23 protein-coding genes are annotated in these 24784 nt (G+C 69.0%); 10 read left to right on the forward strand and 13 right to left on the reverse strand.

All coding sequences use genetic code 11. From position 1 onward, the window contains the following. Positions 1 to 375: 375 nt before the first annotated feature. Positions 376 to 1137 carry a triose-phosphate isomerase gene (tpiA, locus tag ACP696_RS04945; RefSeq protein ID WP_426030231.1) on the reverse strand — a complete coding sequence of 254 codons (762 nt, stop codon included), beginning with the start codon at positions 1135 to 1137 and terminating at the stop codon, positions 376 to 378. A gap of 160 nt (positions 1138 to 1297) precedes the next feature. Between tpiA and ACP696_RS04950 the strand changes: the two genes are divergently transcribed. Further along, entirely contained in the window at positions 1298 to 3250 is a 1953-nt protein-coding gene (locus ACP696_RS04950) for a peptidyl-prolyl cis-trans isomerase (RefSeq protein ID WP_426011850.1), read from the forward strand. Further along, positions 3247 to 4782 carry an anthranilate synthase component I gene (trpE, locus tag ACP696_RS04955; protein ID WP_426011851.1) on the forward strand — a complete coding sequence of 512 codons (1536 nt, stop codon included), beginning with the start codon at positions 3247 to 3249 and terminating at the stop codon, positions 4780 to 4782. Before ACP696_RS04950 ends, trpE begins: the two co-directional genes overlap by 4 nt. Before the next feature lie 3 nt (positions 4783 to 4785). On the opposite strand, the gene ACP696_RS04960 is transcribed toward trpE, so the two are convergent. Beyond that, entirely contained in the window at positions 4786 to 4992 is a 207-nt protein-coding gene (locus ACP696_RS04960) for a hypothetical protein (RefSeq protein WP_426011852.1), read from the reverse strand. A gap of 137 nt (positions 4993 to 5129) precedes the next feature. On the opposite strand from ACP696_RS04960, the gene ACP696_RS04965 reads away from it, so the two are divergent. Genes ACP696_RS04965 through ACP696_RS04980 form a run of 4 tightly spaced genes read left to right on the forward strand, consistent with a single transcriptional unit; the run spans position 5130 to position 8846 of the window. Then, entirely contained in the window at positions 5130 to 5726 is a 597-nt protein-coding gene (locus ACP696_RS04965) for an anthranilate synthase component II (protein ID WP_426011853.1), read from the forward strand. A 3-nt stretch (positions 5727 to 5729) separates the two neighbouring features. Continuing rightward, positions 5730 to 6758: an anthranilate phosphoribosyltransferase gene (gene trpD / locus ACP696_RS04970; protein ID WP_426011854.1), complete on the forward strand. Its 1029-nt coding sequence runs from the start codon at positions 5730 to 5732 to the stop codon at positions 6756 to 6758. After that, on the forward strand, positions 6755 to 7543 hold the full coding sequence (gene trpC / locus ACP696_RS04975; protein ID WP_426011855.1) for an indole-3-glycerol phosphate synthase TrpC: 789 nt from the start codon (positions 6755 to 6757) through the stop codon (positions 7541 to 7543). The genes trpD and trpC overlap by 4 nt, the downstream gene beginning before the upstream one ends. Then, entirely contained in the window at positions 7512 to 8846 is a 1335-nt protein-coding gene (locus tag ACP696_RS04980) for a serine hydrolase domain-containing protein (protein ID WP_426011856.1), read from the forward strand. Before trpC ends, ACP696_RS04980 begins: the two co-directional genes overlap by 32 nt. Positions 8847 to 8852: 6 nt before the next feature. Here ACP696_RS04980 and ACP696_RS04985 read toward each other — a convergent pair whose 3' ends face one another. Then, positions 8853 to 9446 carry a methyltransferase family protein gene (locus ACP696_RS04985; RefSeq protein ID WP_426011857.1) on the reverse strand — a complete coding sequence of 198 codons (594 nt, stop codon included), beginning with the start codon at positions 9444 to 9446 and terminating at the stop codon, positions 8853 to 8855. A gap of 143 nt (positions 9447 to 9589) precedes the next feature. Here ACP696_RS04985 and lexA point away from each other — a divergent pair, with 143 nt between their 5' ends. Then, positions 9590 to 10297, forward strand: a complete 708-nt coding sequence (lexA, locus tag ACP696_RS04990; RefSeq protein WP_426011858.1) for a transcriptional repressor LexA — start codon at positions 9590 to 9592, stop codon at positions 10295 to 10297. Positions 10298 to 10423: 126 nt separating this feature from the next. On the opposite strand, the gene ACP696_RS04995 is transcribed toward lexA, so the two are convergent. Genes ACP696_RS04995 through ACP696_RS05005 form a run of 3 tightly spaced genes read right to left on the reverse strand, consistent with a single transcriptional unit; the run spans position 10424 to position 13706 of the window. Continuing rightward, positions 10424 to 10822, reverse strand: a complete 399-nt coding sequence (locus tag ACP696_RS04995) for a GFA family protein (protein WP_426011859.1) — start codon at positions 10820 to 10822, stop codon at positions 10424 to 10426. A 49-nt stretch (positions 10823 to 10871) separates the two neighbouring features. Continuing rightward, positions 10872 to 11519 carry a glutathione S-transferase family protein gene (locus ACP696_RS05000; protein ID WP_426011860.1) on the reverse strand — a complete coding sequence of 216 codons (648 nt, stop codon included), beginning with the start codon at positions 11517 to 11519 and terminating at the stop codon, positions 10872 to 10874. A gap of 9 nt (positions 11520 to 11528) precedes the next feature. Next, entirely contained in the window at positions 11529 to 13706 is a 2178-nt protein-coding gene (locus ACP696_RS05005; RefSeq protein ID WP_426011861.1) for a ComEC/Rec2 family competence protein, read from the reverse strand. A 34-nt stretch (positions 13707 to 13740) separates the two neighbouring features. Between ACP696_RS05005 and gltX the strand changes: the two genes are divergently transcribed. Both gltX and gltA read left to right on the forward strand, forming a co-directional pair. Further along, positions 13741 to 15180 carry a glutamate--tRNA ligase gene (gltX, locus tag ACP696_RS05010; protein WP_426011862.1) on the forward strand — a complete coding sequence of 480 codons (1440 nt, stop codon included), beginning with the start codon at positions 13741 to 13743 and terminating at the stop codon, positions 15178 to 15180. A 67-nt stretch (positions 15181 to 15247) separates the two neighbouring features. Further along, positions 15248 to 16528: a citrate synthase gene (gene gltA, locus ACP696_RS05015; RefSeq protein WP_426011863.1), complete on the forward strand. Its 1281-nt coding sequence runs from the start codon at positions 15248 to 15250 to the stop codon at positions 16526 to 16528. Between the two features lie 162 nt (positions 16529 to 16690). Here gltA and ACP696_RS05020 read toward each other — a convergent pair whose 3' ends face one another. Then, positions 16691 to 16963: an EscU/YscU/HrcU family type III secretion system export apparatus switch protein gene (locus ACP696_RS05020; protein WP_426011864.1), complete on the reverse strand. Its 273-nt coding sequence runs from the start codon at positions 16961 to 16963 to the stop codon at positions 16691 to 16693. Beyond that, positions 16960 to 18555, reverse strand: a complete 1596-nt coding sequence (locus ACP696_RS05025; protein ID WP_426011865.1) for a flagellar hook-length control protein FliK — start codon at positions 18553 to 18555, stop codon at positions 16960 to 16962. Before ACP696_RS05025 ends, ACP696_RS05020 begins: the two co-directional genes overlap by 4 nt. A 126-nt stretch (positions 18556 to 18681) precedes the next feature. On the opposite strand from ACP696_RS05025, the gene ACP696_RS05030 reads away from it, so the two are divergent. After that, a complete protein-coding gene (locus ACP696_RS05030) occupies positions 18682 to 20430 on the forward strand; it encodes an ATP-binding protein (protein ID WP_426043514.1) in 1749 nt (582 codons plus the stop codon). Here ACP696_RS05030 and lpxB read toward each other — a convergent pair. Genes lpxB through lpxD form a run of 5 tightly spaced genes read right to left on the reverse strand, consistent with a single transcriptional unit; the run spans position 20427 to position 24764 of the window. After that, a complete protein-coding gene (gene lpxB, locus ACP696_RS05035; RefSeq protein ID WP_426011867.1) occupies positions 20427 to 21614 on the reverse strand; it encodes a lipid-A-disaccharide synthase in 1188 nt (395 codons plus the stop codon). The two genes, ACP696_RS05030 and lpxB, sit on opposite strands and share 4 nt — an antisense overlap. Beyond that, a complete protein-coding gene (gene lpxI / locus ACP696_RS05040; RefSeq protein ID WP_426011868.1) occupies positions 21611 to 22453 on the reverse strand; it encodes a UDP-2,3-diacylglucosamine diphosphatase in 843 nt (280 codons plus the stop codon). Before lpxI ends, lpxB begins: the two co-directional genes overlap by 4 nt. Positions 22454 to 22460: 7 nt before the next feature. Next, positions 22461 to 23255: an acyl-ACP--UDP-N-acetylglucosamine O-acyltransferase gene (gene lpxA, locus ACP696_RS05045; RefSeq protein ID WP_426011869.1), complete on the reverse strand. Its 795-nt coding sequence runs from the start codon at positions 23253 to 23255 to the stop codon at positions 22461 to 22463. Further along, complete coding sequence (gene fabZ / locus ACP696_RS05050) at positions 23252 to 23743, reverse strand: 3-hydroxyacyl-ACP dehydratase FabZ (RefSeq protein ID WP_426011870.1); 492 nt, start codon at positions 23741 to 23743, stop codon at positions 23252 to 23254. The genes lpxA and fabZ overlap by 4 nt, the downstream gene beginning before the upstream one ends. 1 nt (position 23744) lies before the next feature. Then, positions 23745 to 24764, reverse strand: a complete 1020-nt coding sequence (gene lpxD / locus ACP696_RS05055; protein ID WP_426011871.1) for a UDP-3-O-(3-hydroxymyristoyl)glucosamine N-acyltransferase — start codon at positions 24762 to 24764, stop codon at positions 23745 to 23747. Between the last annotated feature and the right edge of the window lie 20 nt (positions 24765 to 24784).

A 24784-nucleotide genomic window follows, 5' to 3' on the forward strand; every position in this document is an offset into this window, starting at 1 on the left:
CCCCGCCGCCGCATCGGTCGCTGGCCATGCGCCCTTTCCATGCGGCGAGGTAGGATGATTATGCGGCGGTTCTGGATGCGCCAGCGGTGGTGAAGCTGATTATTTTATAAGGCGTTGAGTTTGTTTGGGTTTGTGGTGGGCGTTTGTGGGGATGAAGGCGCGTCGATCCCCGCCGGGGACATGCTCTCACGGCAAGGCCTCGGAAGACCTGCCGAGACGTTGGGGTGAGTGCGTGTCCCCATCTTCATCCCCCACGCTTCAGGGCTACCCCGTGCCAATCCTGTGACGCAGCGGGCCAAGGTGGGGACACGCACTCACGGCCAACCCTCTGCAACCTGGCCAAGGTCGGGGCGTGAGTGCATGTCCCCCGCGCCTCTAAGCCGCGCCGATGATCTCTAGGAAGTCCGCCGCCTTCAGAGACGCTCCGCCCACCAGCGCGCCGCCGACGTCGGGTGTCGCGAGGATCTCCCGCGCGTTTTCCGGCTTCACCGAGCCGCCGTACAGGATAGGCACCGTCTGGCCGTGCGCGCCGAACCGCTCCACCAGAACGCCGCGCAGGGCCGCGTGGATGGCGGCGATGTCGGCCAGCGTCGGCGTGCGGCCCGTGCCGATTGCCCAGACCGGTTCATAGGCCAAAGCGAAGTCCTGGCCGGCGAGCGAAGGCGGCAGCGAACCGCGCGCCATGGCGGTGACCACCGCCTCGGCCTGGCCGGCGTCACGCTGGGCCAGGGTTTCGCCGACGCAGACGATGGGCTCCAGCCCGGCCGCCAGGGCCGTCTCGACCTTGGCCGCGACCAGAGCGTCGCTCTCGCCATAGGCCGCGCGGCGCTCGGAATGGCCGAGAATCACCAGCCGGGCGCCGGCGTCGACTAGCATGGCCGCCGAGAGGTCGCCGGTGTGGGCCCCCGACGGCGCGGGATGGCAGTCCTGGCCGCCCACCAGCACGCTCTCGCCCGCCAGCACCTCGGAAAGCCGGTGCAGCAGGGTAGCCGGCGGGCAGATCGCCACGCGGGCGGCGGCCGGGTGCTCGGCGAGCGCCGCGGCCACGGTGCGGGCCTCGTCGAGCGACGCCTCGAGGCCGAACATCTTCCAGTTTCCGGCGATTAGCGGCCGGGGTGTGGTCAAGGAAAGGGTCATGCGCCCGGTTTGGCCCCGTCGCCCCGTGGGAAGTCAAGACCGGTTTGGCGTGTCCGCCGCTTGCCGCCCCCCCTGGGGCTCTACTATACCCGCTGCTCGCGTCCGTTCCGTCGCTATGCGTGGAATCCGCGCGGTTTATCGAGGAAGGTTTCTCTCAGTCATGCTCGCCGGCTTCCGCTCCTTCGCCAAATCGCCCTTCGCGATCGTCCTGTTCGCGCTGCTGATCGTCAGTTTCGCGGTGTTCGGGATCAGCGACGTCTTCCGCCATCCCCCCGGTAAGTGGGTGATCGAGGCGGGCAAGCGCACCGTGACGCCCGAGCAGTTCAAGGCGCAGTTCGACAGCTATCGCGACCGCCAGCAGCAGCAGGGCCAGGTGATCACGCCCGAACAGGCCGTGGCCCAGGGCATCGACACCCGCATGCTGAAGGAAATCTCGCTGCAGGAGTCTCTGGCCGAGGTGATCCGCAAGATGGGCGTCCGGCCGTCCGACAAGCTGATCGCCGACATTCTCCACAAGCAGCTGGCCGCCCTGCCCCCCGGCGTGCGCCCGTTCGACCCTGTGACCGGCAAGTTCGACGCCAAGATGTACGAAGCGCTGCTGGCCCAGAACAAGGCGACGCCCGTTCAATACGAAGCCCAGCTGCGCGACGGCCTGGCCCAGGCCCAGCTGTTTTCGGCCGTGACCCACGGCGTGCGCGCGCCGCTGATCTATTCGGCCCTGCAGGCCGCCTACGGCCTCGAAGGCCGCGACCTGGCCGCCTTCGCGATCAATCCGGCCATCGTCGACAAGGTGGCGCCGCCCAGTGACGCCCAGCTTCAGGCCTTCATGAAGGAAAACGCCGCACGCCTGACCCGTCCCGAGACGCGGGTCCTGTCGGTGGCCCGCTTCAGCGCCAAGGCGCTGGAACCCTCGGTGACCGTGCCCGAGGCCGACGTGGTCAAGGCCTTCGACGCCCGCAAGGCGTCGCTGAGCGTGGCCGAGACCCGCTCGTTCGTGCAGATCGTCGCCCCCGACGCCAAGGCGGCCGCCGTGATCGCCCAGCGCCTGGCCAAGGGCGACTCACTCCCCGCTGTCGCCGGCGCCTATGGCAAGTCCCCCGTCGCCATCGACGGCAAGCCGAAGGCCGCCCTGCCCGACCGAAAGGTGGCCGAGGCGGTGTTCGCCCTGGCGCCAGGTCAGGTCAGCGCGCCGATCGCCGGCGATCTGGGTCTGTCGGTCGTCAAGCTCACCAAGATCACCCCGGCCGCCGCCCCCACCCTGGCGGCCCTGCGTCCGGGCATCGAGGCCGACCTGAAGCTCCAGGCCGCCCAGGGCAAGGCCTATGAACAGACCCAGGCCTATCAGGACGCCCACGACGCGGGCGCCAACCTGCTGGACGCCGCAGCCAAGGCCGGCGCCCTGGTCCTGACTACCGCGCCGATCGCCGCCCAAGGCGTCGACGAGACCGGCCAGCCTGTGCCCGGCCTCACCCCCGATGTTCTGAAAACCGCCTTCGAACTGTCGGCCGGCGGCGAGAGCGAGCTGATCGAAGTCAGCAAGGGTGAATATTACGCCGTGCGTGTCGAGCGGGTGATCCCGCCCGCCATGCCCAGCCTGAACGAAATCCGCGCGCCCCTGACCCAGCAATGGATGCTCAAGACGCTGCTGGAACGCATGAAGGCCAAGGCCGACCAGTTGGGCCTGCGGGTCAAGAAGGGCGAGTCGATGGAGGCGGTCGCCGCCTCGGCCCAGTCCAACGTCCAGCGCGTGCCCAATATCACGCGCGAAAACGCCCGCCAGTTTCAGGGCCTGGGCCGCGATCTGCTGATCGCCACCTTCAACGCCAAGCCGGGCGAGCCCTTCACCAGCCGGGCCCCGCAAGGCGACTATCTGGTCGCCAAGGTCGAGGCCGTTCGCTCCGGCACGGTGGCGCAGTTGGCCCGGGTCACCGAGGCGATGCGCCGGCAGGCCAGCCAGGGCCTGTATCAGGACGTCGGCGACGCCGCCGCCGAAGCGGCCCGCCTGCAGGTCAAGACCCGGGTCAATCTGCCTCTGGCCCAAGAGGCGATCGGCGTCGATCCGGCCACCCTGCCCGGCGCCAAGGACGGCAAGAAGAAGCCAGACGCGCAATGAGCCTGGAGCCCGCGCTTGACGCCTTCACCGCCGCCTATGACGCCGGCCGGCCCCAGGTGGTTTGGACCCGGCTGATCGACGACCTGGAGACGCCGGTCTCGGCCTATCTGAAGATCGGTCACGGGCGGCCTTACGCCTTCCTGTTCGAAAGCGTCGAGGGCGGCGCCTGGCGCGGGCGCTACTCGATCGTGGCCATGAAGCCGGATCTCGTCTGGCGCTGTCGCGGCGACCAGGCCGAGGTCGCCGAGGGCGACGACATCGCCGCCGGCCGGTTCACGCCACAGGCGGGCGGCGCGCTGGATAGCCTGCGCGATCTGATCGCCCGCTCGCGGATCGAGATGCCGGCCGGCCTGCCGCCGCCCTCGGCCGGGGTGTTCGGGGCCCTGGGCTACGACATGGTCCGCCTGGCCGAGCGCCTACCCAACGTCAATACCGACAGCCTGGGCCTGCCGGACGGGATCATGACCCGGCCGTCGATCGTCGCGGTGTTCGACGCCATCGCCCAGGAGATCATCCTGGTCACCACGGCGCGGCACAAGCCCGGCCTCTCGGCCCATGACGCCTATGCCGCCGCTCGCGCCCGGATCGAGACCGTGATGGCCGATCTGCGCGGTGCGCTGGCCCACTCGGCCCCGCGCCCCAGCCACGGGCAGATGGAGTTCACCACCCCTGTCAGCCGCGAGGACTACGCGGTGGTGGTCGAGAAGGCGAAAGAGTACATCCGGGCCGGCGACATCTTCCAGGTGGTGCCCAGCCACCGGTTCCGCGCGCCCTTCCCGCTGGAGCCGTTCGCGCTCTACCGCTCGCTGCGCCGTACGAACCCCTCGCCCTTTCTGTTTTTCCTCGACCTCGACGGCTTCGAGCTGGTCGGCTCGTCGCCGGAGATCCTGGTGCGCCTGCGCGACGGCAAGATCACCATCCGCCCCATCGCCGGCACCCGGCCGCGCGGCGCGACGCCCGAAGAAGACCTGGCGCTGGAGAAGGAGCTGCTGGCCGATCCCAAGGAACGGTCCGAGCACTTGATGCTGCTGGACCTGGGCCGCAACGACGTCGGCCGGGTGGCGATGCTCAAGCACGCCGGCAGCAATGACCCGGCGACCAGGAGCAAGGGCGCCAATGTCCGAGTCACCGACAGTTTCAAGATCGAACGCTACAGCCACGTGATGCACATCGTCTCCAATGTCGAGGGCGACGCGCCCGAGGGCGTGGACCCGGTCGACGTGCTGATGGCCGCCCTGCCCGCCGGCACGCTGTCGGGCGCCCCCAAGGTGCGGGCCATGGAGATCATCGACGAGCTGGAGATCGAGAAGCGCGGCGTCGGCTATGCCGGGGCGGTGGGCTATATCGGCGCCGACGGCTCGGTCGACACCTGCATCGTGCTGCGCACGGCCCTGGTGAAGGACGGCATGATGTATGTCCAGGCCGGCGGCGGCGTGGTGGCCGACAGCGATCCGGACGCCGAATATGAGGAGACCCTGCACAAGTCCCGCGCCCTCAAGCGCGCGGCCGAGGAAGCCTGGCGCTTCGCCTAGGGCTTAGCCGCCCAGGCGGTCGGACGGCAGGTGCTGGACGACCGCTGGCGGGGCCATGACCATCACCGTGGCGAAGGTGATGGCGCTGAGCGCCGCGAAAGCCGCCGCCGCCAGCACCGGCCCCATCTTCTGTCGACGCATCGGCTTGCGCAGCAGCGCCCTGGCATAGGCGATGGCGGCGGTGTCGAGGGCGGAATCAGCGGGGTTCATGGCGGTGAAGATGCCCTAGCCCCACATCCACGCAATGCGGCGCTTTCGCACTGGGGGCGTTGCGAGAAAATCTCCCGCGCGAATCCCCTCACCTTTTGCGCCAAACCCGCTAGAAGCTGTTTCCGAAAGGCGGCGTCATGATCTTGGTCATCGATAACTACGACAGCTTCACCTACAATCTCGTCCACTATCTGAACGAGCTTGGGGCAGACACCGTCGTGCATCGCAACGACGACCTGACCGTGCAGGAGGCCCTGGCCCTTCGCCCGCAGGCGATCCTGCTGTCGCCCGGCCCCAAGGCGCCCGACCAGGCCGGCATCTGCCTGCCGCTGCTGCGCGGCGCGGCCGACGACCTGGCCATCCTCGGCGTCTGCTTGGGCCACCAGGCCATCGGCCAGGCCTATGGCGGCGACGTGATCCGCGCCAAGGCGCTGATGCACGGCAAGACCAGCGCGATCCATCACAACGATCTGGGGATCTTCAAGGGTCTGCCCAACCCCTTCACCGCCACGCGCTACCACAGCCTGGCGGTCGACAAGGCCACCTTGCCCACCGAGCTGGAAATCACCGCCTGGACCGAGGACGGCGAGATCATGGGCGTGCAACACAAGACCCGCCCGGTCTATGGCGTGCAGTTCCACCCCGAATCGATCGCCACCGAGGGCGGCCACCAGCTGCTGGCCAACTTCCTGGACCTGGCCAAGGTCAAGCGCGACAGGGCGATCTGGGTCTAGGCGATGTCGGACGCCTTCAAGCCCCTGCTGGCCAAGCTCGCCGATGGCCAGACCCTCGACGAGGACGACGCCGAGCTGTTCTTCACCGCCTGCCTGCGCGGCGAGCCGACGCCCGCCCAGGTGGCTGCGGCGGTCACCGCCATGCGCCTGCGCGGCGAGACCGTGGGCGAGATCACCGCCTGCGCCCGGGCCATGCGCCGGGCGGCCATCCACTTGGACCACCCCTATGAGGTCATCGACGTCTGCGGGACGGGCGGCGATGGCTTGCATACGCTCAACATCTCCACCGCCGTGGGCTTCGTGGCGGCCGGCGGAGGGCTGAAGGTGGCCAAGCACGGCAACCGGGCGATCACCAGCAAGTCGGGCGCCGCCGATGTGCTGGCGGCCTTGGGCGTGAACATCGACGCGACTCCCGCCCAGCAGCGCCAGGCGCTGGACGACGCCGGCATCTGCTTCCTGTTCGCCCAGGCCCACCACGGGGCGATGAAGCACGTCTCGCCGATCCGCCAGCAGCTAGGTTTCCGCACCATCTTCAACCTGTTGGGCCCGCTGACAAATCCGGCTGGGGCCAAGCGCCAGGTCGTGGGTGTCTCGGCCCACCGCTTTGTCGAACCCGTGGCCAAGGCTTTGGGCGCTCTCGGGGCCGAGCGCGCCTGGTCGGTGCACGGGGCCGGCATGGACGAACTGACCACCACCGGCGAAACCGAGGTCGCCGAATGGCGCGACGGGGCCCTGCGCCTGTTCACGATCACACCTGAAGCCGTGGGCCTGCCGCGCGCCGCCCTGGCCGACATCATCGGCGGCGAGCCGGCCTATAACGCCGCCGCCCTTACCGCCCTGCTGGACGGCCAAAAGGGCGCCTATCGCGACATCGTCATGCTGAACGCCGCCGCTGCCTTCCTGGTGGCCGACAAGGTCGAAACCCTGCGCGAGGGCGTCGAACTGGCCGCCGCCGTGCTCGACGACGGCCGCGCCAAGGCGGCCCTGGCCGGTCTCGTCGCGGCCACCAACAGTGAAACTGTAAGCGCATGACCGATATCCTCGCCAAGATCGCCGCATACAAGCGCGAGGACGTGGCCGATCGGAAGCGCCGCCGCTCGTTCGCCCAGGTCGACGCCGCCGCCAGGATCGCCAACAGCCCGCGCGGCTTCAAGGCGGCCCTCGAGGCCGATCACGCGCCCGGCAGGCTGGCCCTGATCGCCGAGATCAAGAAGGCCTCGCCGTCCAAGGGCCTGATCCGCGCCGATTTCGACCCGCCGGCCCTGGCCCGGGCCTATGCGGCCGGCGGCGCCTCGTGCCTGTCGGTCCTGACCGACGGTCCCAGCTTCCAGGGCGCCGACGGCTATCTGATCGATGTCCGCGCCGCCGTCAGCCTGCCCTGCATTCGCAAGGAGTTCCTGGTCGACCCCTGGCAGGTGGCCGAGAGCCGGGCCCTGGGCGCCGACGCCATCCTGGTGATCCTGGCGATGATCGACGACGCCCTCGCCGCCGACCTGCTGTCCGAAGCCGCGCGCCTGGGCATGGACGCCCTGGTCGAGGTGCATGACGAGGCCGAGATGGAGCGGGCGGGCCAGTTGGGCGCGACCCTGGTGGGGATCAACAACCGCGATCTCAAGAGCTTCGTGGTCGATCTGGCCGTCACCGAACGCCTGGCCGCTCAGGCTCCGGAGAACGTCCTGCTGGTCACGGAAAGCGGCCTGTTCGTCGCCGCCGATGCGGTGCGGATGGAAGCGGCCGGCGCCAAGGCCATGCTGGTGGGCGAGAGTCTGATGCGCCAGGCCGACGTTGCGGCGGCGACGCGGGCCTTGCTGGGTTAGGCTGCTGACCTCGTTCGACAAGCCTCCGCAAGACGCGTCCTGGCGACGGCGCTGGCTAGGCTGGCGGCCGGCGGCCGCCGCCCTGGTGCTGGGCCTCGGGGCGCTGGGCCTGATCGCCTCGCGCTGCGTCCCCGAGCAGAATACCGTCAAGCCGGTCGCCCCCACCGCGACGGCGGCGCCCGTCACCCTGCCCCTGCGGCCAAAGGATTGGCGCGGCGCCATCGACTATCGAGCCCTGGACGCTCGCATCCACGCGATGATGGCTGACAAGTCCATGGAAGGCCTGGCGATCGCCGTGGTCGAGAACGGCCAACTGTCGTTCGTCCAGGGCTACGGGCTCACCGCGCCGGAGAGCGGCGAGAAGATCGACGCCGACACGGTCTTCCGCTGGGCGTCGCTGTCGAAGACGGTGGCGGGAACGCTGAGCGCCCGCCTGGCGGCGGACGGGGTGATCGCGCTCACCGATCCCCTGGGAAAGTTCGATACGAGCCTGCGCCTGCCGGGCGACGCCCAGAACGCGCTGACGGTCGAGCAATTGCTGTCCCAGCGCACTGGCCTACCCCGCAACGCCTATGACGGCTGGCTCGAAGGCGGGCGAGACCCGCGCCAGATCCGGGCAAGCCTGGAGGCCGTGCCCCTGCTCTGCCCGCCCGGCACGTGCCACAGCTACCAGAACATCGCCTATGACACGATCCGCGAGGTCGTCGAGACCGCCACCCATCGCCCCTATGCCGAGGAGGCTCGCCAGAAGCTGTTCCTGCCTCTGGGCATGACCGGCGCGACCATCGGCATCGACGGTTTGCGGACCGCCAAGCATTGGGCGCGGCCTTCGCGTGGCGGCCGCAGCGTGCCGTTGGTCGAGGCCTATTACCGCATCCCCGCCGCAGCGGGCGTCAATTCCAACATCGTGGATCTGGCGCGCTGGATGCAGGCGCAGATGGGTCAGGCGCCCGCCGTCCTGCCGGCCCCGGTGTTGGCGGACATCCAGCGACCGCGCGTCAATACCGGCCGGCCCTATGGACGATCGGCCATGGGCCGGGCGCTGGAACGCCCCGGTTACGGCCTGGGCATGCGCAGCTTCACCTACAAGGGCCGCCGCCTGATCGGCCACAGCGGGGCGGTGACCGGCTATCGCTCGACCATGATGTTCGATCCCGCCACGAAGACCGGCGTGGTGATGCTCTGGAACAGCGAGGGCAGCCTACCCTTCAAGCTCCAGGCCGAGGTCTTCGACAAGGCCTATCGCCTGCCGTTTGAGGATTGGCTTCAGCTAAAAGGCGATGGCGCGATTGTCGCACCCTGAGCGTTGCTACCAGAGATAGGGAATCAGCGCCGCCTTGCGCCGGCGATAGGCCACATGCTCATCGCCGAATCGGGCCGTCATCGCCGCGTCCTCCACCCGTATGCGCCACCCGAAGGCGATCAGGCCGGCCAGCAACAGCGCCAGGACCGACAGTCCACTGCCCAGGCCAAGGCCAACGCCGACCAGGCTCAGCAGGCTGCCCAGATAGGCCGGGTTGCGGACGATCCGGTAGGGGCCGCCCGTGATCATCCGGTGACCGTCGTGCAGATGCACGGTGCGGCGGAAGAAGGCCCCGAGGGTCAGTATGGCCCACAGGCGCAGGGCCAGGCCCGTCCAGATCAGGACCAGCGCCAGGAGCCGCGCCTCGCTCCTCCACTGGATTATGCGAGCAAATTCAGAGGCGTTGGCGGCATAAAAGGCGACGAAGATCCCCGCCGCGATAATCAGGACCACGGCCTGCAGGCTGCCCCGGTCGGCGTCCTGGCCGCTGGCCGTGCGCCGGTCGCGCCACCAGACCCACAGCTCAAACAGGCAGAAGGCGCCGTAGCTGGTCCAGAAGGCGCGCGGCCAACCCGTGGTCAGAAGCCAGGCGTGGTCCATGTCGCGAAGGCTCCCCTCGGCAAAGATTACGGCGTTCAGCTACACCGAACATCGATCGCCGCGTCAACTTGACATTAACGAAGAACACCTAGAGAACATTTGAGAGGTTTGCGGTTTGTTCCGCGACGACTTGCGAGGCCGACATGCTCACGCGCAAGCAGCACGAGCTGCTGATGTTCATCCACGAGCGGATCAAAGAGAGCGGTGTCTCTCCCTCCTTCGACGAAATGAAGGAGGCGCTCGACCTGGCGTCCAAGTCAGGCATCCACCGGTTGATCACGGCGCTGGAAGAGCGCGGCTTCATCCGCCGCCTGGCGCACCGCGCCCGCGCGCTGGAGGTGATCAAGCTGCCGCAACAGGCCACGACGGCCGCCCCGCCCAAGGGTCGCGGCGCCTTCAAGCCGCAAGTGCTGGAAGGCGGCGGGCAGGCGCCGGCCGTGGCCGCGCCCGTCCAGATCGCCGCCGACAACACCCGCGAACTGCCGATCCTCGGCCGCATCGCCGCCGGCACGCCCATCGACGCCATCCAGCATGAACGCGAGCGCCTGCCTGTGCCCGAATCCATGCTCGGCGGCGGCGAGCACTATGTGCTCGAGGTCCAGGGCGATTCGATGATTGATGCCGGCATCCTCGACGGCGACTATGTCATCATCCGCAAGGGCGACACCGCCAACAGCGGCGAGATTGTCGTCGCCCTGGTCGGCGAGGAAGCAACCCTCAAGCGCCTGCGCAAGAAGGGCGGCTCGATCGCCTTGGAAGCCGCCAATCCCAAGTACGAGACCCGCATCTTCGGTCCTGACCAGGTCGAGGTCCAAGGCAAGCTGGTGGGACTGATCCGGCGGTATCATTAGATTTTCGCCCATCCCGGTGAACGCCAGGATGAGCAGGGTTTGCATCACGGCTGGGGGCAGGCGCATTGGCCTGTCCTCATTTGCATCCGCGAAAGACCACGCAGACTCTGCTGCGGTCCGAGGTCCCTAGGTCGCCAGCCCGGCCGGCCGGTTTTCCGCATATTGCGGCACGTTTAGCGGCATCATCCACGGCTCGCGGCGCTTCACCCAGACCTCGTATTGCGGGATGAACTGACCGGTGTCGTCGAAGCCGCCCAGGTGAAGCTCGATCTCGTCCTCGCCCTCACGCCAGAAGACCGGCGAGCCGCAAACCGCGCAGCCGTGCGAGCGGCCGCGCTCGGAAGTCGCCCAGGCGAAGGTTTCGCCCTCGACCCGCACCTTGTCCGACCGAAAGACCGCGAAGGCGTTGCAAGGCGCGCCGTGGCGCTTGCGACAGGTCAGGCAGTGGCACATGCCGACCCGCAGCGGCCCGCCCTCCGCGCCGTATCGGACCGCCCCGCAGGCGCAGCCGCCCTGTCGTTCCATAGTCGTCTCCGTCTCCAGGCCCGTGCCTCGCCTCGCCTCGCCTCGCGATTCAGAACGCCAAACGCCCTTTGAGTTCCGCGAACGGGATAATGACATGCTCCCGATAGGCCGGCCGCGCCCGTAGCCGGTCGTACCAGGCCTGCAAACGGGGCTGCGGCGGCCGGTCGATCTCCAACTCGAAATAGCGATAGAGACAGGCGCCAATGGGGATGTCGGCCAAGGACAGCGCCTCGCCCATCATGAAGGCCCGACCTTCGAGTCGCGCCTCGACCTGACCCAGGCAGCGATGGGTGCGTTCCACCGCCTGGGCGATGGCTGGCCCATCTCGCAAAACCTCGGGCGTTCTGTAAAAGCCCCAGAACACTCCGCTCAGGAAAGCCGGCTGCAGCGCGGTCTGCGACCAGTCCATCCAACCATCGACCGGCGCCCGCGTCGCCGCGTCGGTTGGCCAAAACCGCCCTTCGCCGTAGGTGGCAGCCAGGTATCGAAGGATGGCGTGCGACTCCCACACCGCGACACCGCCGTCCTCGAGGACAGGCACGTGACCATGCGGGTTCATCTCCCGAAAGTCCGGGCTGTCCAGGCCGCCGAAGTCACCACCCGCCGGAAGGTGCTGATGCGGCAGGTCAAGCTCGGCGATAAGCCAGAGCACCTTCTGGACGTTCAACGAATTGCGTCTTCCCCAGACCTTGAGCATGGCGTCCCCCTATGGCGTGTTCGTCCACGGCCGCACGCCCCGCAGCGGCTGGGCCCAGACGATCCACCACCCACCGTCGCGGCGATAGAGCTCGGCCGCGCCGCCGACGGCGAAATCGGTCGCGTCGAGCACGATGCGGTCCCGGCAGGCCGGCGGCGTAATCGGAGCGTAGCCGCGCAGCACGACGATCTCGGCGTCCGCGCACATCGCCGCGAGAACGTCGGCGTCCGGAGCGGCCTTGCTCCAGGACAGGGCCAGCGGCACCGGCGAAGTCTTGGTGGGCGCGCAGGACCGCCGATCGCAGGCATAGGACGGACTCCGCGCGGTGTCGGTGGGCACGGCCAACCCCCGCCGGCGGCTCCAGAGCTCCGCCCCGAACCGCCGGGCGTCGGGGCGCAGCAGGACGGCCCGGCCGCCGTCGCGCACCGCCGCCGTGGTTCCGTCTGGCGCGATCCAGACGTCGGGCGCCGGCGGCCGGGGCCATAGCGCCACCGCCAGGGCCAGGGGCCCGCCCAACCAGCGCAGGCGTCCGCGCCACAGGCACAGTAACATCAGGCCGACAAAGGCCAGGGCCAGGGTGAAGGGCGGGCCGCTGGCCACCACCCGTTGAGCCCCGCCGGCGCTGGCGAAGCCATGGGCGATCCACAGCATCGCGTCGATGCCCCAGCCGGCCACGGCCAGGAACGGTCCTCCCAGGCCAAACACTTCGAGCACCGCCCCGATCGCCAGGAACGGCATGATCACGAAGGACGACAGCGGCGCGACCGCCAGGTTGGCCGGCAGGCCCCAGACCGCCACCCGGTTGAAATGCTGCATGGCGAACGGCCCTGTCGCCAGGCCAGCCACAAGACTGGCCCCGATGCTCACCGCCAGCCAGTTCATCGCGCCCTGGAAGAGCCGGATCGGCCAGGGGACCGAGATCTCGCGCACAGGCCTGGGCCAAGCCTCGGCCAGGGCGACCAGGGCGGCGGTGGCGGCGAACGACATCTGAAAGCCCGGCGCGCCGGCCGACTCGGGTTGGACCAGCAGGATGGCCAAGGCCGCAATGGCCAGGCCGTGCAGGGTGATGGCCTGGCGATCGAACAGGATGGCGGCGAAGGCCACGGTGGCGGTGATCGCCGCGCGCAGCGCCGGCGGCGGCGCGCCGGAAATCACCAGATAAATGAAGATCGCCGTCAGCCCGGCCACGGCCGCCACCTTCTTGCCGGGGACCCGCAGGGCCATCCACGGCCAGGCGGCGATGACCAGCCGCACCAGCCCAAACAGGAACCCGCCGACTATTGCCATGTGCAGGCCCGAGATCGACAGGATGTGGGCAAGGCCCGAGGCCCGCATGGCGTCGGTCTGGTCCTGGGTGATCCAGGCCTCGTGGCCGGTGACCATGGCCGCGGCGATCCCGCCCGTCTCCGGCCCCATCCGCGCGACGATGCGGCTGGCCAGCCGCCAGCGATAGGCGTTGACCGCCATGGCAAGGCGCAGGCGAGCCGGCGGCGGGTCCATCTCGGCGGGGCGGGTCTCGCCTATCAGGAAGCCGACCCCGCCCACGCCGCGGAACCAGGCGTCTCGGGCGAAGTCATAGGCGCCGGGCGAGGCTGGCGGCGGCGGCGGTCCCAACATGGCCCGGAGCCGGATGGCTTGACCCGGCGCGGGAATGTGCTCCGCGTCCACGGTGACGCGGATCCGCTTGGGCGTGTCTTCCGGCGCAAGCCGGCTGATCGAGGCCGGCGCGATCAACAGGCGTGGCCCGCCGGCGCCGGGGCTGACGACGTCCACCACGAAGCCGTCGATGGTAACTACCGTCCGATCGCCGCTCATGATCGGCGCGGCGACCAGCACGGAACGCACCTTGCCGGCCAAGGCGCCGGCCGTCAGGAAGGTCGCGAGCACCAGCAGCACCGAAACGGCCCGGCCCGGCCAGCGTCGCGCGGCAAGCCAGACCACGGCCGCTAGTCCCAAGGCCAGCCCGCCCAGCAGCGTCCAGGATGGCTCGACCTTCAGCTCAAGATAGCCCGCCGCTCCCAGGCCGAAGGCCACCGGCGACCACAGCATCCAGCGCTCGCGATTGGCGTCGATCTCGCGCCACAGCGACGCGCCGAACGCCGCCGCACTAGGACGGGCGCGAATCCGCGTGCTAAGACGCGCCGCCCAGCCGCCGCCGGTCTTGCCCGGCGTCGCGGTCCTCGCCACGTCCGTGGCCTCCACTAAGTCAGCCCCGGTTCCGATGACCAATTCCCCCGTTCCGACGACCGCCCCCAAGAAGGATGGCGCCGTCGTCACCCGCTTCGCCCCGTCGCCGACCGGCTTCCTGCACATCGGCGGCGCGCGCACGGCGCTGTTCAACTGGTTATATGCACGCCATACGGGTGGGAAGTTCCTTATTCGCGTTGAGGACACCGATCGGGAGCGTTCGACCGAAGCCGCCGTCGCCGCGATCTTCGAAGGCCTCGACTGGCTGGGCCTGACCTCTGACGAGGAGGTCGTCTTCCAGCACAAGCAGGCCGACCGCCACCGCGAGGCCGTACAGCAACTTCTGGACGCCGGCCGCGCCTATCGCTGCTGGATGAGCGTGGAAGACCTGGCCCTTGCGCGCGAACTGGCTCGGGCCGGCGGCCCCGCCCTGCGCTCGCCCTGGCGCGACGCCCCGGAGCCCAATGATCCGACCGCGCCCCACGTCATTCGCTTCAAGGGCCCGCTGGACGGCACGACCATGGTCGATGACCTGGTCAAGGGGCCGGTGACCTTCAACAACGCCGAACTCGACGACCTTGTGTTGCTGCGCGCGGACGGCGCCCCGACCTACAACCTGGCCGTGGTGGTCGACGACCACGACATGGGGGTCACCCACGTGATCCGCGGCGACGACCACCTGAACAACGCCGCCCGCCAGACCCTGATCTATCAGGCGCTGGGCTGGACCCTGCCGGCCTTCGGCCACATCCCGCTGATCCACGGCCCCGACGGCGCAAAGCTGTCCAAGCGTCACGGCGCCCAGGCCGTGGGCGAGTTCCAGGACATGGGCTACCTGCCCGAGGGCCTGCGCAACTACCTGGCCCGCCTGGGCTGGGGCCATGGCGACGACGAGGTGTTCAGCGACGAGGAGGCGATCAGCTGGTTCGACGTCAAGGACGTGGTCAAGGCCCCCGCCCGCCTGGACTGGGCCAAGCTGAACTTCATCAACAGCCAGCACCTGCATGTGGCCGAGGACGGCCGCCTGGCCGATCTGACCCTGAAGGCGCTGCAGACCCAGGGCGCGGCCCTGCCGGCCGACGCCGCCGCGCGGCTCCACGCCGTGGTCCCGCACGTCAAGTCCGGCGCCAAGACCATCCTGGAGTTGGCCGAGCACTGCGCCTTCGCCCTGAAGGTGCGTCCGCTGGCGCTCGAGGAAAAGACCCTTAAGCAGCTGACCGACGAGACCGTGGAACGGCTGACCCGGCTGCGCGCTCAGCTGGACGCAGCCCCGGTCTGGGGGGTAGCGGAGCTGGAAACGCTGTTGAAATCCTTCGCGGAATCCGAGGCCGTCGGCTTTGGCAAGTTTGGTCCGTCACTGCGCGGAATCCTCACCGGCGGGTCGCAAGCGCCCGACCTGCACAAGATCATGGCCGCGCTCGGTCGCGACGAGTCTCTGGGGCGACTTGACGACGCCCTGGCGTCGCGCGCATGAGGCGCTATATCGCACTCGCGAAATCGAAAATTGGACTGCCCGTTCCACTCTTCAAGGGGTCTCCCGCATGACCGACAAAGCCACGCTGACGATTGGCGACAAGAGCTACGACCTGCCAATTCTCAAGGGCAGCACGGGCCCCGACGTCGTTGACGTGCGGAAGTTCTATGGCGACAGCGACCATTTCACCTTCGATCCGGGCTTCACCTCGACCGCCTCTTGCGAAAGCAAGATCACCTATATCGACGGCGACGCCGGCATTTTGCTGCACCGCGGCTATCCGATCGGCCAGCTGGCCGAGGAGTCCTCGTTCCTGGAGGTCTGCCACCTGCTGCTGAATGGTGAGCTGCCGACGGCCGACGAATTCACCCTGTTCGAACGCAACATCACCTATCACACGATGCTGCACGCCCAGTTCGACACCTTCTTTCAGGGCTTCCGCCGCGACGCCCACCCGATGGCCGTGATGACCGGCGCGGTCGGGGCCTTGTCGGCCTTCTATTCCGACAGCCTGAACGTCGATGATCCCAAGCAACGCGAGATCAGCGCCCATCGCCTGATCGCCAAGATGCCGACCATCGCCGCCCGCGCCTTCCAGTACTCGCAAGGCCGTCCATTCGTGACGCCGCGCAACGAGCTGAGCTATTCGGAAAACTTCCTGCGCATGTGCTTCTCGGTGCCAGCCGAGGATTGGGTTCCCAACCCCGTCCTGACCCGCGCCATGGACCGCATCTTCATCCTGCACGCCGACCACGAGCAGAACGCCTCGACCTCGACCGTCCGCCTGGCCGGCTCGTCGGGGGCTCACCCGTTCGCCTGTATCGCCGCCGGCATCGCCTGCCTCTGGGGCCCCTCGCACGGCGGCGCCAACCAGGAAGCCCTGGAGATGCTGGAAGAGATCGGCACGGTCGAGAACATCCCCGCCTATGTGCAGGGCGTGAAAGACCGTAAGTATAAGCTGATGGGCTTTGGCCACCGCGTGTACAAGAACTTCGATCCGCGCGCCAAGGTCATGCAGAAGACCTGCTACGAGGTGCTCGAGCAACTTGGCATCAACGACCCGTTGCTCCAAGTGGCAATGGAGCTGGAAAAGGTTGCACTGAGCGACCAATACTTCATCGACCGCAAGCTCTATCCGAACATCGACTTCTATTCGGGCATCACCCTGCGCGCCATGGGCTTCCCCAAGGAGATGTTTACGGTGCTTTTCGCCCTCGCCCGCACCGTCGGCTGGATCAGCCAGTGGAAGGAAATGTTCGAGGATCCCTCGCGCAAGATCGGCCGCCCGCGCCAGCTTTATACCGGCGCGACGCAGCGCGACTACCTGGCCGTCGAAAAGCGCGGCTAAGCGCGTCGCGCATCCCAAACTGGAAAGGCCTCGCGAAAGCGGGGCCTTTTTCTTGGACCCCACGGTGCTGTCGAGCGGCGAGGATCGCCTTGGGCACAGACAATGGCGTTGGTCGGACCTGATGTTCGCGGGCGGAACCCGTCTGGCCGGATCGCGCCGGAACTAGCGCGTCTCGGCGGCGCGCAGGATGAAGCCGAGGATTTCGGCCACCGCCCGATAGAGCGCCTCGGGAATTTCCTCGTCGAGCTCGATGGTCGACAGGGCCTGGGCCAGGGCCGGATTCTCCTCGATCGGCACGCCGTGCTCGCGGGCCGTCTCGATGATCTTGTCGCCCACCCAGCCGCGGCCGGTGGCGACGACGCGCGGGGCGTGCGGCTCGTCATATTGCAGGGCGACGGCGATGCGCGTCCCCGTACGTCCGATAGCGCCGCTCATGTGGCCTGGTCCAGGAACTGGCCGGGCGCGGCGGCGACGGTGAGCGGCTGGCCAACGTGGAAGGCGACCTCGGGCTCCAGCGCGGCTTCGCGCAGGGCGGCGTCCAGGCGGGCTTCGCCGCCGCGCAGACGGGCCATGCTGGCGGGGCGTTCAGCCCAGAGCGAGACGCGCGCCGTGTCACCGGTCAGAGCGACCTGGGCGTGAACCGGGCCCATGGGCTCGACATCCAGTGAAAAGCGGGCGCGCCAGGTGCGGCCTGAGCCTCGTCCGCCGCCCTCCCCGCCCAAGCCGCCGCCGTCGCGGCTGATCTCGAACTGGGCGACGGCCGGGCCTTGAGGCGTCTGAAACGGCATGTCGAACACCCATCGCGCGCCCGGATCCTCGACGGGTCGGCTGATGGCGGGAGCCGGGTCGGGTAGCGAGGCGATCTGCAACAGTTCCGTCCGTGCCAAGGCCGCGCCGCTCTCGGAAAGCAGGCGCTGGCCGATGAGGCGGGGATCGGCCCCCAGCGGCAGGTTCGACTGGGCGGCGGCCTGGGCATGAGTCGGCGCCCCCGGATAGGGCGGTGGAACGCCAGATGGCGTGTGCTGGACGGCGGCGCCGTAGGCGCCGGCCAGCGCGGCCTGCATCGGACGCGGCGTCGCCAGCGGCGGCCCCAGGGGTAGAGCGAAGTCGCCTTCGACGATGGCGCCGAAAGCCGGCAGCGGCGGTTCGAGACGAGCCATGGGCGGCGGCGTCATCGCGCGCTGCCAGGCCGGGCGGAGGTCGGGCGCCGCCGACGGGCTGGCAAACACTTCCGGATCAAGCGCGACCTTATCCGGCGCGGCGCCCTGCATCGAGATCTTCGCGGCGAGCGCTTGAGGCGTTCCCCTGTCGGCCATTTGCGCGGCGGCGGTCGCGGCGGTCGCCGCAGGGTTTGAGGCGGACGTCGCGGCCTGGGCCGAGGCCGGCGGCAGTGTGTCCACCCAGGTCTTCACCACCTCGCGAAACACCAGCAGGGCCGCCTTCATGTCGCTGTTGGGCGTCGGGGTGGGGATGGGACGGGGCGGCGCGGTCAGGGTGCCCGTGGGCGGGCGCTGGAGGGCGTCTTGCGGCGCGGCGGCGGCCAGGCGGGCTTCGAGAAACAGGCCCGAGCGCTGCAGGGCCTGGCGAATTTCCGGCCCGCTGATCTGGCCGTCCATCTGGGCGCCCAAGGCCATTACCTGGGCGATCGCCGCCTTGACCGGCGCGGGCACGTTCGGATCGGCGGCGGCCTGGGTCATGTCGGCCATCAGCGGCGCCAGGCCGCCCTGGCGCGCGGCGGCGCGACCGGCGGCCAAGCTGACGGCGCGGGCCGGCGTATCGGGCGCGGTGACCAGACTGGCGGCGGCGCGCGCCTCGGCGGCCTTGGCGCGCTCGAGTTCGCCGTCACCCACGGTGTCCGTAGCGCCGGGGTCGGCCACTTCCGAGTGGCCCTGGCCGATCATCGCGCCGAGGGTTTCGGTGGTCTGGAGGATCGCCGCGCGCGCCAGCGCGTCGCCGCTCGGCTCACCCCGGTTGACCAAGGTGGGCGGCGTGAGCGGCGTCAGGGGGGCGATCGCGGAGATCGGCACGCAACACTCCAGACCCGGCAGCGGCAAACACCGGTCATTCCAACCTAATAGAGAGCCATGAAGCGGGTCTTAAAGGCTTGCTTAACGCAGGCAGCCGAGATTGCGCTCCTGCTCGGAGTTCCAGGTTTGACGCTCTCCATCCCCTCCACGGCCTGGACCGACGTCACGGCGCATCGGCGGCGTGATCTGCTGTCGATCGTGCCGATGTCGCTGCTGGCGGCGGTGGGATCGACGGTGTGGCTGGAGCCGCCCTTCATCCTGGCCTGGCTGGTGGCGGTCAGTGCCCTGATCGGTCTCAACCACGTTCTAGGACACTGGATCGATCACACGCCCGCGCCGCGCCACAGCCAGGAGTGGCTGCTGTCGGTCGCCACCTTCGTCTATTCCGGTGTGTATGGCCTGCTTCCCCTGGCGATGGTCGTCGACGGCAGCCGCGCAGCGGCAGTGGCCGGCGCGGCGATGTTGGGCGCCGTGGCGCTGAGCAGCACCGCCGAGTTCGCCATCTCGCGCCGGATCGGCGCCGCTTCGCTGCTGGCCGTGCTGCTGACGGCCTTCGCCGCCGTCCTGCGACCCGCCGCCGGGGAGTCGCCGCTGCAGGCCATGATCGCCTTCGTCGCCGCCGCCGCCTTCTTGGCCTATGTGCTTGTGGCGGCCCTGCACCGCGCCGGCGCCGAGCAGCGCCTGGTCGCCGCCTTGGCCAGCGCGCGCGAGAAAGCGGCCGAAGCCGCCGCCGCCAACGCCGCCAAGACGACGTTCCTGGCCACCATGAGCCACGAGATCCGCACGCCCCTTAACGGCGTCCTGGGCATGCTGCAGGTCATGCAGGCCGACGTCCTAACGCCGGCTCAGCGCGAGAGACTGGCGATCGTCCGCAAGTCCGGCGAGGGCCTGACCGCGATCCTCAACGACGTGCTGGACCTGGCGAAAATCGAGGCGGGCCGGCTGGAGATCGAGACGGCGGCCTTCGACCTGCCTGAGCTGATGATCGGCTGTCACCACGCCTTCTCGGTGCTGGCCATCGACAAGGGCCTGCGCTGTACCCTGACCATCGCGCCAGAAGCGCGGGGCCTCTATCACGGCGACGCCCTGCGCCTTCGCCAGGTGATCGGCAACCTGATGTCCAACGCCGTGAAGTTCACCGCCGCGGGCACGATCGATCTTTCGGCCCGACTGAGCGGCGAAACCTTGGAGATCGCGGTCAGCGACACCGGCGTCGGCGTGGCCCCCGACGATCTCGACCGGCTGTTTGGCAAGTTCAGCCAGCTCGACGCGTCCAGCACCCGTCGCCAAGGCGGCACCGGCCTGGGCCTGGCGATCTGCCGCGAGCTATGCGGCCTGCTGGGCGGGTCGATCGGTGTCGCCAGCTCCCTTGACCACGGCTCAACTTTCACCATCGCCCTGCCGGCGGAGAATCTGGCCCCCGGCTCAACGGTCCAGGTCGTGGCCGACACACCGGCGCCGGAAGCCATCCAGCGTTCGCCGCTGCGGGTGCTGGCGGCCGAAGACAACCACGTCAACCAACTGGTGCTGCAGGCCATCCTGCGCCAAGCCGGGATTGAGCCAGACCTGGTCGTCAACGGCGCCCAGGCCGTCGGCGCCTGGCGCGACGGCGACTGGGACATCATCCTGATGGACGTGCGCATGCCGGTGATGGACGGCGTCGCCGCCGTCCAGGAGATCCGACGCCGCGAAGCCGCTGAAGGCCGCCCGCGCACGCCGATCATCGCCCTGACGGCCAACGCCATGAGCCACCAGATCGCGCCCTTGCTGGCCGCCGGCTTCGACGACCATGTCGGCAAGCCGATCGACATCGCCACCCTGTTCGACGCCCTCGACCGGGCCGTGACCGGCAGGACCGAAGCCGAACCGGCCTAGGCGGCCGAAGCGCGCCCTTTCAAGAACGCCAGCAAGGCCGTGGCGGCCGCTTCGGAAGGATCCGGCATGCCGCGCCCCATACGGTCCAGCGCGGCGTGCTGGGCGGCGATCTGGCGGGCGCGCAAGGCCGGGTCGTCCAGACGCTTGCCGACCTCGGCCGCCAGGGCCTCGCCGGTGCAGGCGGTCTGCAGCAGTTCGGGCGCGACGGTGTCGTCAGCGGCGATGTTGAACAGCGTTACCCAGCGCGGCTTGAACAGCATCTTCAACAAGGCAAAGGTCAGATCGCTGGTGACATAGCCCACCACCATCGGCGTTCCGGCCAGGGCCAATTCGGTGGTCACCGTACCGCTGCAGGCCAGGGCGACCGTGGCGGCGACCATGGCGTCGTCCTTCAGACGGTCGTCCTCGATCACATGGGCGCGAAAGGGCCAGGCGGCCACGCGAGCCTTGACGGTATGGGCCACGGTGGAGGCGGCGGGGACCACGACGTGCAGGTCGGGGCGCTGGACCTTAAGGCGTCGCACGGCGTCTTCGAAGGGCGGCATGACCCGTTCGATCTCGGACGGCCGGCTGCCGGGCAGCACCAGCAGGACCTGGTCACCCTCAGCCGCGCCGATGGCTGCGCGCAGCCGGGCGGGGTCGGCGTGGCTGAAATCGTGGACCAGGGCCGAATTGCCGACGAAGATGTTCTCCAGGCCGACGGCGTCGAAGAACGGCTTGTCCATCGGCTGGATGGACAGCAGCAGGTCCACGGCCTTGGCCAGGCCCTTGGCGCGACCGGCGCGATAGGCCCAGACCTGGGGGGCGACATACTTGACCAGCGGCAGCGCGGGGTCCCGCTTGCGCAGCGCCTGGGCGAGCCGAATGTTGAAGCCCCAGCTGTCGATCAGCACCGCCACATCGGGTGTTTCCCGGGCCGCCAGGGCCAAGGTGTCCTTCAGGCGGGCCATGGCGCGGGGATAGGCCTTCAGGCTCTCCACGATTCCCAGGATCGACAGCTGGGCGATGTCGAAAGGGCTCTCGACCCCCTCCTGCGCCATCTTGGCCCCGCCGACCCCGACGAAGCGGACCTTGTCAGCGCCTAGCCGCGACCGCACTGCTCTCGCCAGACCGGCGCCCAGGGCGTCGCCGGAGGCCTCGGCCGCCACCAGCATCACCGTGAAGGGTCGGCTTTCGGCGTTCATGCGTCGACCTTGGGCTCGACTCCGTACACGAAGAGGCCCAGGTCGTTGGCGCAGGCGATGACCTGCTCGCGGTCGATGATCAGCAGCCGCCCTGCCTCACCCACCACCCCGGCCAAGCCCGCGCGCGCGGCCCGCTGCAGGGTGGCGACGCCGATGGCGGGCAAATCGACCTTGGTTTCCTGGATCGGCTTGGGCGTCTTGGCCAGCACGCCGCGCGGACGCTCGGCCCTGCCTCGGATGGCCTCCGGTAGATCCGCCACCCGTCGCAGCATGGCGTCCGTGCCCTCCTGGGCCTCGACGGCCAAGACCAGACCATCGCAGACCACGGCCCCCTGCCCGACATCGAGCGCGCCTATCGCGCGGGCGACGGTCAGGGCGCGATCCATGTCGGCCCGATGCAGGTCGGTGGGCGCATGGCGGCCCAGCGCCCCGAGCGGCAGGGTCATCTCGCCGCGCACCTCATGGGCGCCCTCGACGGCAAAGCCTTCCTTCTCGAACTCGGCCAGCAGCCGGCGCAGCAGGGCGTCGTCGCCCTTGCGCGCGGCGTTGATCAAACCCGGAATCACGGCCAGGCCTCGCAGGTCAGGCTTGATGGCCGCGAAGTCAGGGCGATCGACGACGCCGGCGAAACAGACGGCCTCGCAGCCCTCGGCCCGCAGCGCCTTGAACACCTTGCCAAACTCGCCCAGCCCGACCTCGATGCCCGGATAGCGGGCCAGGCGAGCGTCGGCGAACGACCGCAGGCGCATCACCGCGAACGGACGGTTGGCGGCCTGGCAATGGGCGGCCAGTTCCAGCGGTAGCGACCCTCCGCCGGCAATTAAACCCAGTTTGCGCATGGCGGACCTAGACCTCGCGCTCTGGAAGGCACAGCGGACGGTTGGCGTCGGCCCGGATGAACGAGACGATCTCCATCACCTCGGGCGTGCCGGCATGGGTCTCGGCCACGTCGTCCAGGCGCTCCTGGAAGGTGCCTTCGTCGGCGAACAGCAGGCGATAGGCCGCGCGCAAGGCGTTGATCGCCTCGCGCGTGAAGCCGCGCCGCTTCAGGCCCACCAGGTTCAGGCCCTCGAGATGGGCGTGGTTGCCCCACACCGAGCCGTAGGGAATGACGTCCTTGGTCACCACCCCGCCGCCGCCGACGAACGAATATCGGCCGATGCGGGTGAATTGATGCACGGCGCACAGGCCGCCCATGAACACGAAATCGCCGATCACTACGTGACCGCCCAAGGTGGCGCCGTTGGCCAAGGTCACTCGGTCGCCGACCATGCAGTCATGGGCGACGTGGGCGCCGACCATGTAAAGGCTGTCGGAGCCGACCGTCGTCACCCCGCCCCCGCCGACCGTGCCGGCGTGCATGGTGGCGTGCTCGCGGATGATGTTGCGCTCGCCGATCACCAGGCGGGTGTCCTCGCCCTTGTGCGCCAGATGCTGAGGTGCGCCGCCCAGAACGGCGAAGGGGTAGATCTCTGTGCCGGCGCCGACCTTTGTCGCGCCATCGATCACCACATGCGAAACCAGGCGCACGCCGTCGCCCAGTTGGACCTTGGGCCCGACGGTGCAGAAGGGGCCGATCTCGACGCCCTGCCCCAACTGGGCGCCGGGATCGACGATTGCGGTCGGATGGATCTGGGTCATGCCTTGGGCGTCTCCACCACCATGGCCGCGAACTCGGCCTCGGCGGCCACCTTGTCGCCGACCTTGGCGACGCCCTTGAACTTGAAGATCGTCGAGCGGGAGCGCACGACCTCGACCTCCATGCGGATCACGTCGCCAGGGCGGACGGGATGGCGGAAGCGCGCATTGTCGACCGACATAAAGAAGATGGTCTTGCCGTCGGTGTCGACCTCGAGCGACTTGCTCATCAGCACCGCCCCGGTCTGGGCTAGGGCTTCGATGATCAACACGCCCGGCATCACCGGATTACCGGGGAAGTGCCCTTGGAAGAACGGCTCGTTGATCGTCACGCACTTGATGCCGACGATCGACTTGTGCGCGCGGTAGGTCTCGGCCCGGTCGACCAGCAAAAACGGATAGCGGTGCGGAATCCTGTTCAGGATCTCGGCGATGTCGATATTGGCCAGAACCTCTTCGGCAGGCGGCGCTTCGACGTTGGATTGGCTCATTCTAGCCCCTTGGTTCCCGGCTGCCCGCCTTGCGCGACAGCCATGCGGTTTCTCGGAGCCACCGCTTGAGCGGCCGCGCCGGGAACCCAGTCCATGTTTCCCCGGCCGGGACGTCCTTGAACACCGACGCCGAGGCGCCGATCTGGGCGCCCGAACCGATCGTCAGATGGTCGGCCACGCCGGCCTTGCCGCCGAAGGCGACGCCGTCGCCCACCACCGTGCTGCCGGAAATACCCGTATAGGCGGCGGCGACGCAGTTACGACCGAGCCGGACGTTGTGGGCGACATGGACGAGATTGTCGATCTTGCTGTTCTCGCCGATCGTCGTATCGCCAAAGGCGCCTCGATCCACGCAGCTGTTAGCGCCGATGGTCACGCCGTCCTGCAGGATCACCCTCCCAAGCTGCGGCAGATCGACGACGCCGATCGGGCCACTCGCCGCGCCGAACCCCGCCTCGCCGATCACGGCGCCGGCGTGGACGGCCACCCGGTCGCCGATCATGGCGAAGCCGATGACCGCATTGGCGCCGATCCGGCAGTTCCGGCCAATGCTGACGCCAGGGCCGATCACCACCCCGGGACCTAGGTAGGTCCCTCGACCGATCCGGGCTCCCTGCCCGATCAACACGCCCGGAGCCAACACGACGCCGTCCTCCAGCGCGCTGTCGGGATGGATGGCCGTGGCGTTTTCGAGATGGCGCCGCGGCGCGTGCAGACGGCCAGCCGCAACGGCCCAAGCTGCCTGCGGATGCGAGGTAATCAGCAAGGCCCAACCAGCGGGCGCCAGCGCGGCGTGTTCCAGCTTGAGAAAACAGGCGCACGACGAAAGCCCGCCTAGGTCGGGCAGTCGTTTGGGATCGGAAAGGAAGGTCACGGCCCCCGCGTCGGCGCTCTCGAGAGGCGCGACGTGGCTGATCCGTTGATCGCCGAGGGCGGGGTCGGCCAGCTGAGCACCGCTCAGCCTGGCCAGTTCCGTGAGGGTCGCCGGGCCCAGGTCTTCGAAAAAGCGCGGGTCCGGCATGGGTCCTCTCGGGAGCGGTC

The organism is Caulobacter sp. DWR3-1-2 (assembly GCF_049896225.1).
In the GTDB taxonomy this organism is placed as follows: domain Bacteria; phylum Pseudomonadota; class Alphaproteobacteria; order Caulobacterales; family Caulobacteraceae; genus Caulobacter.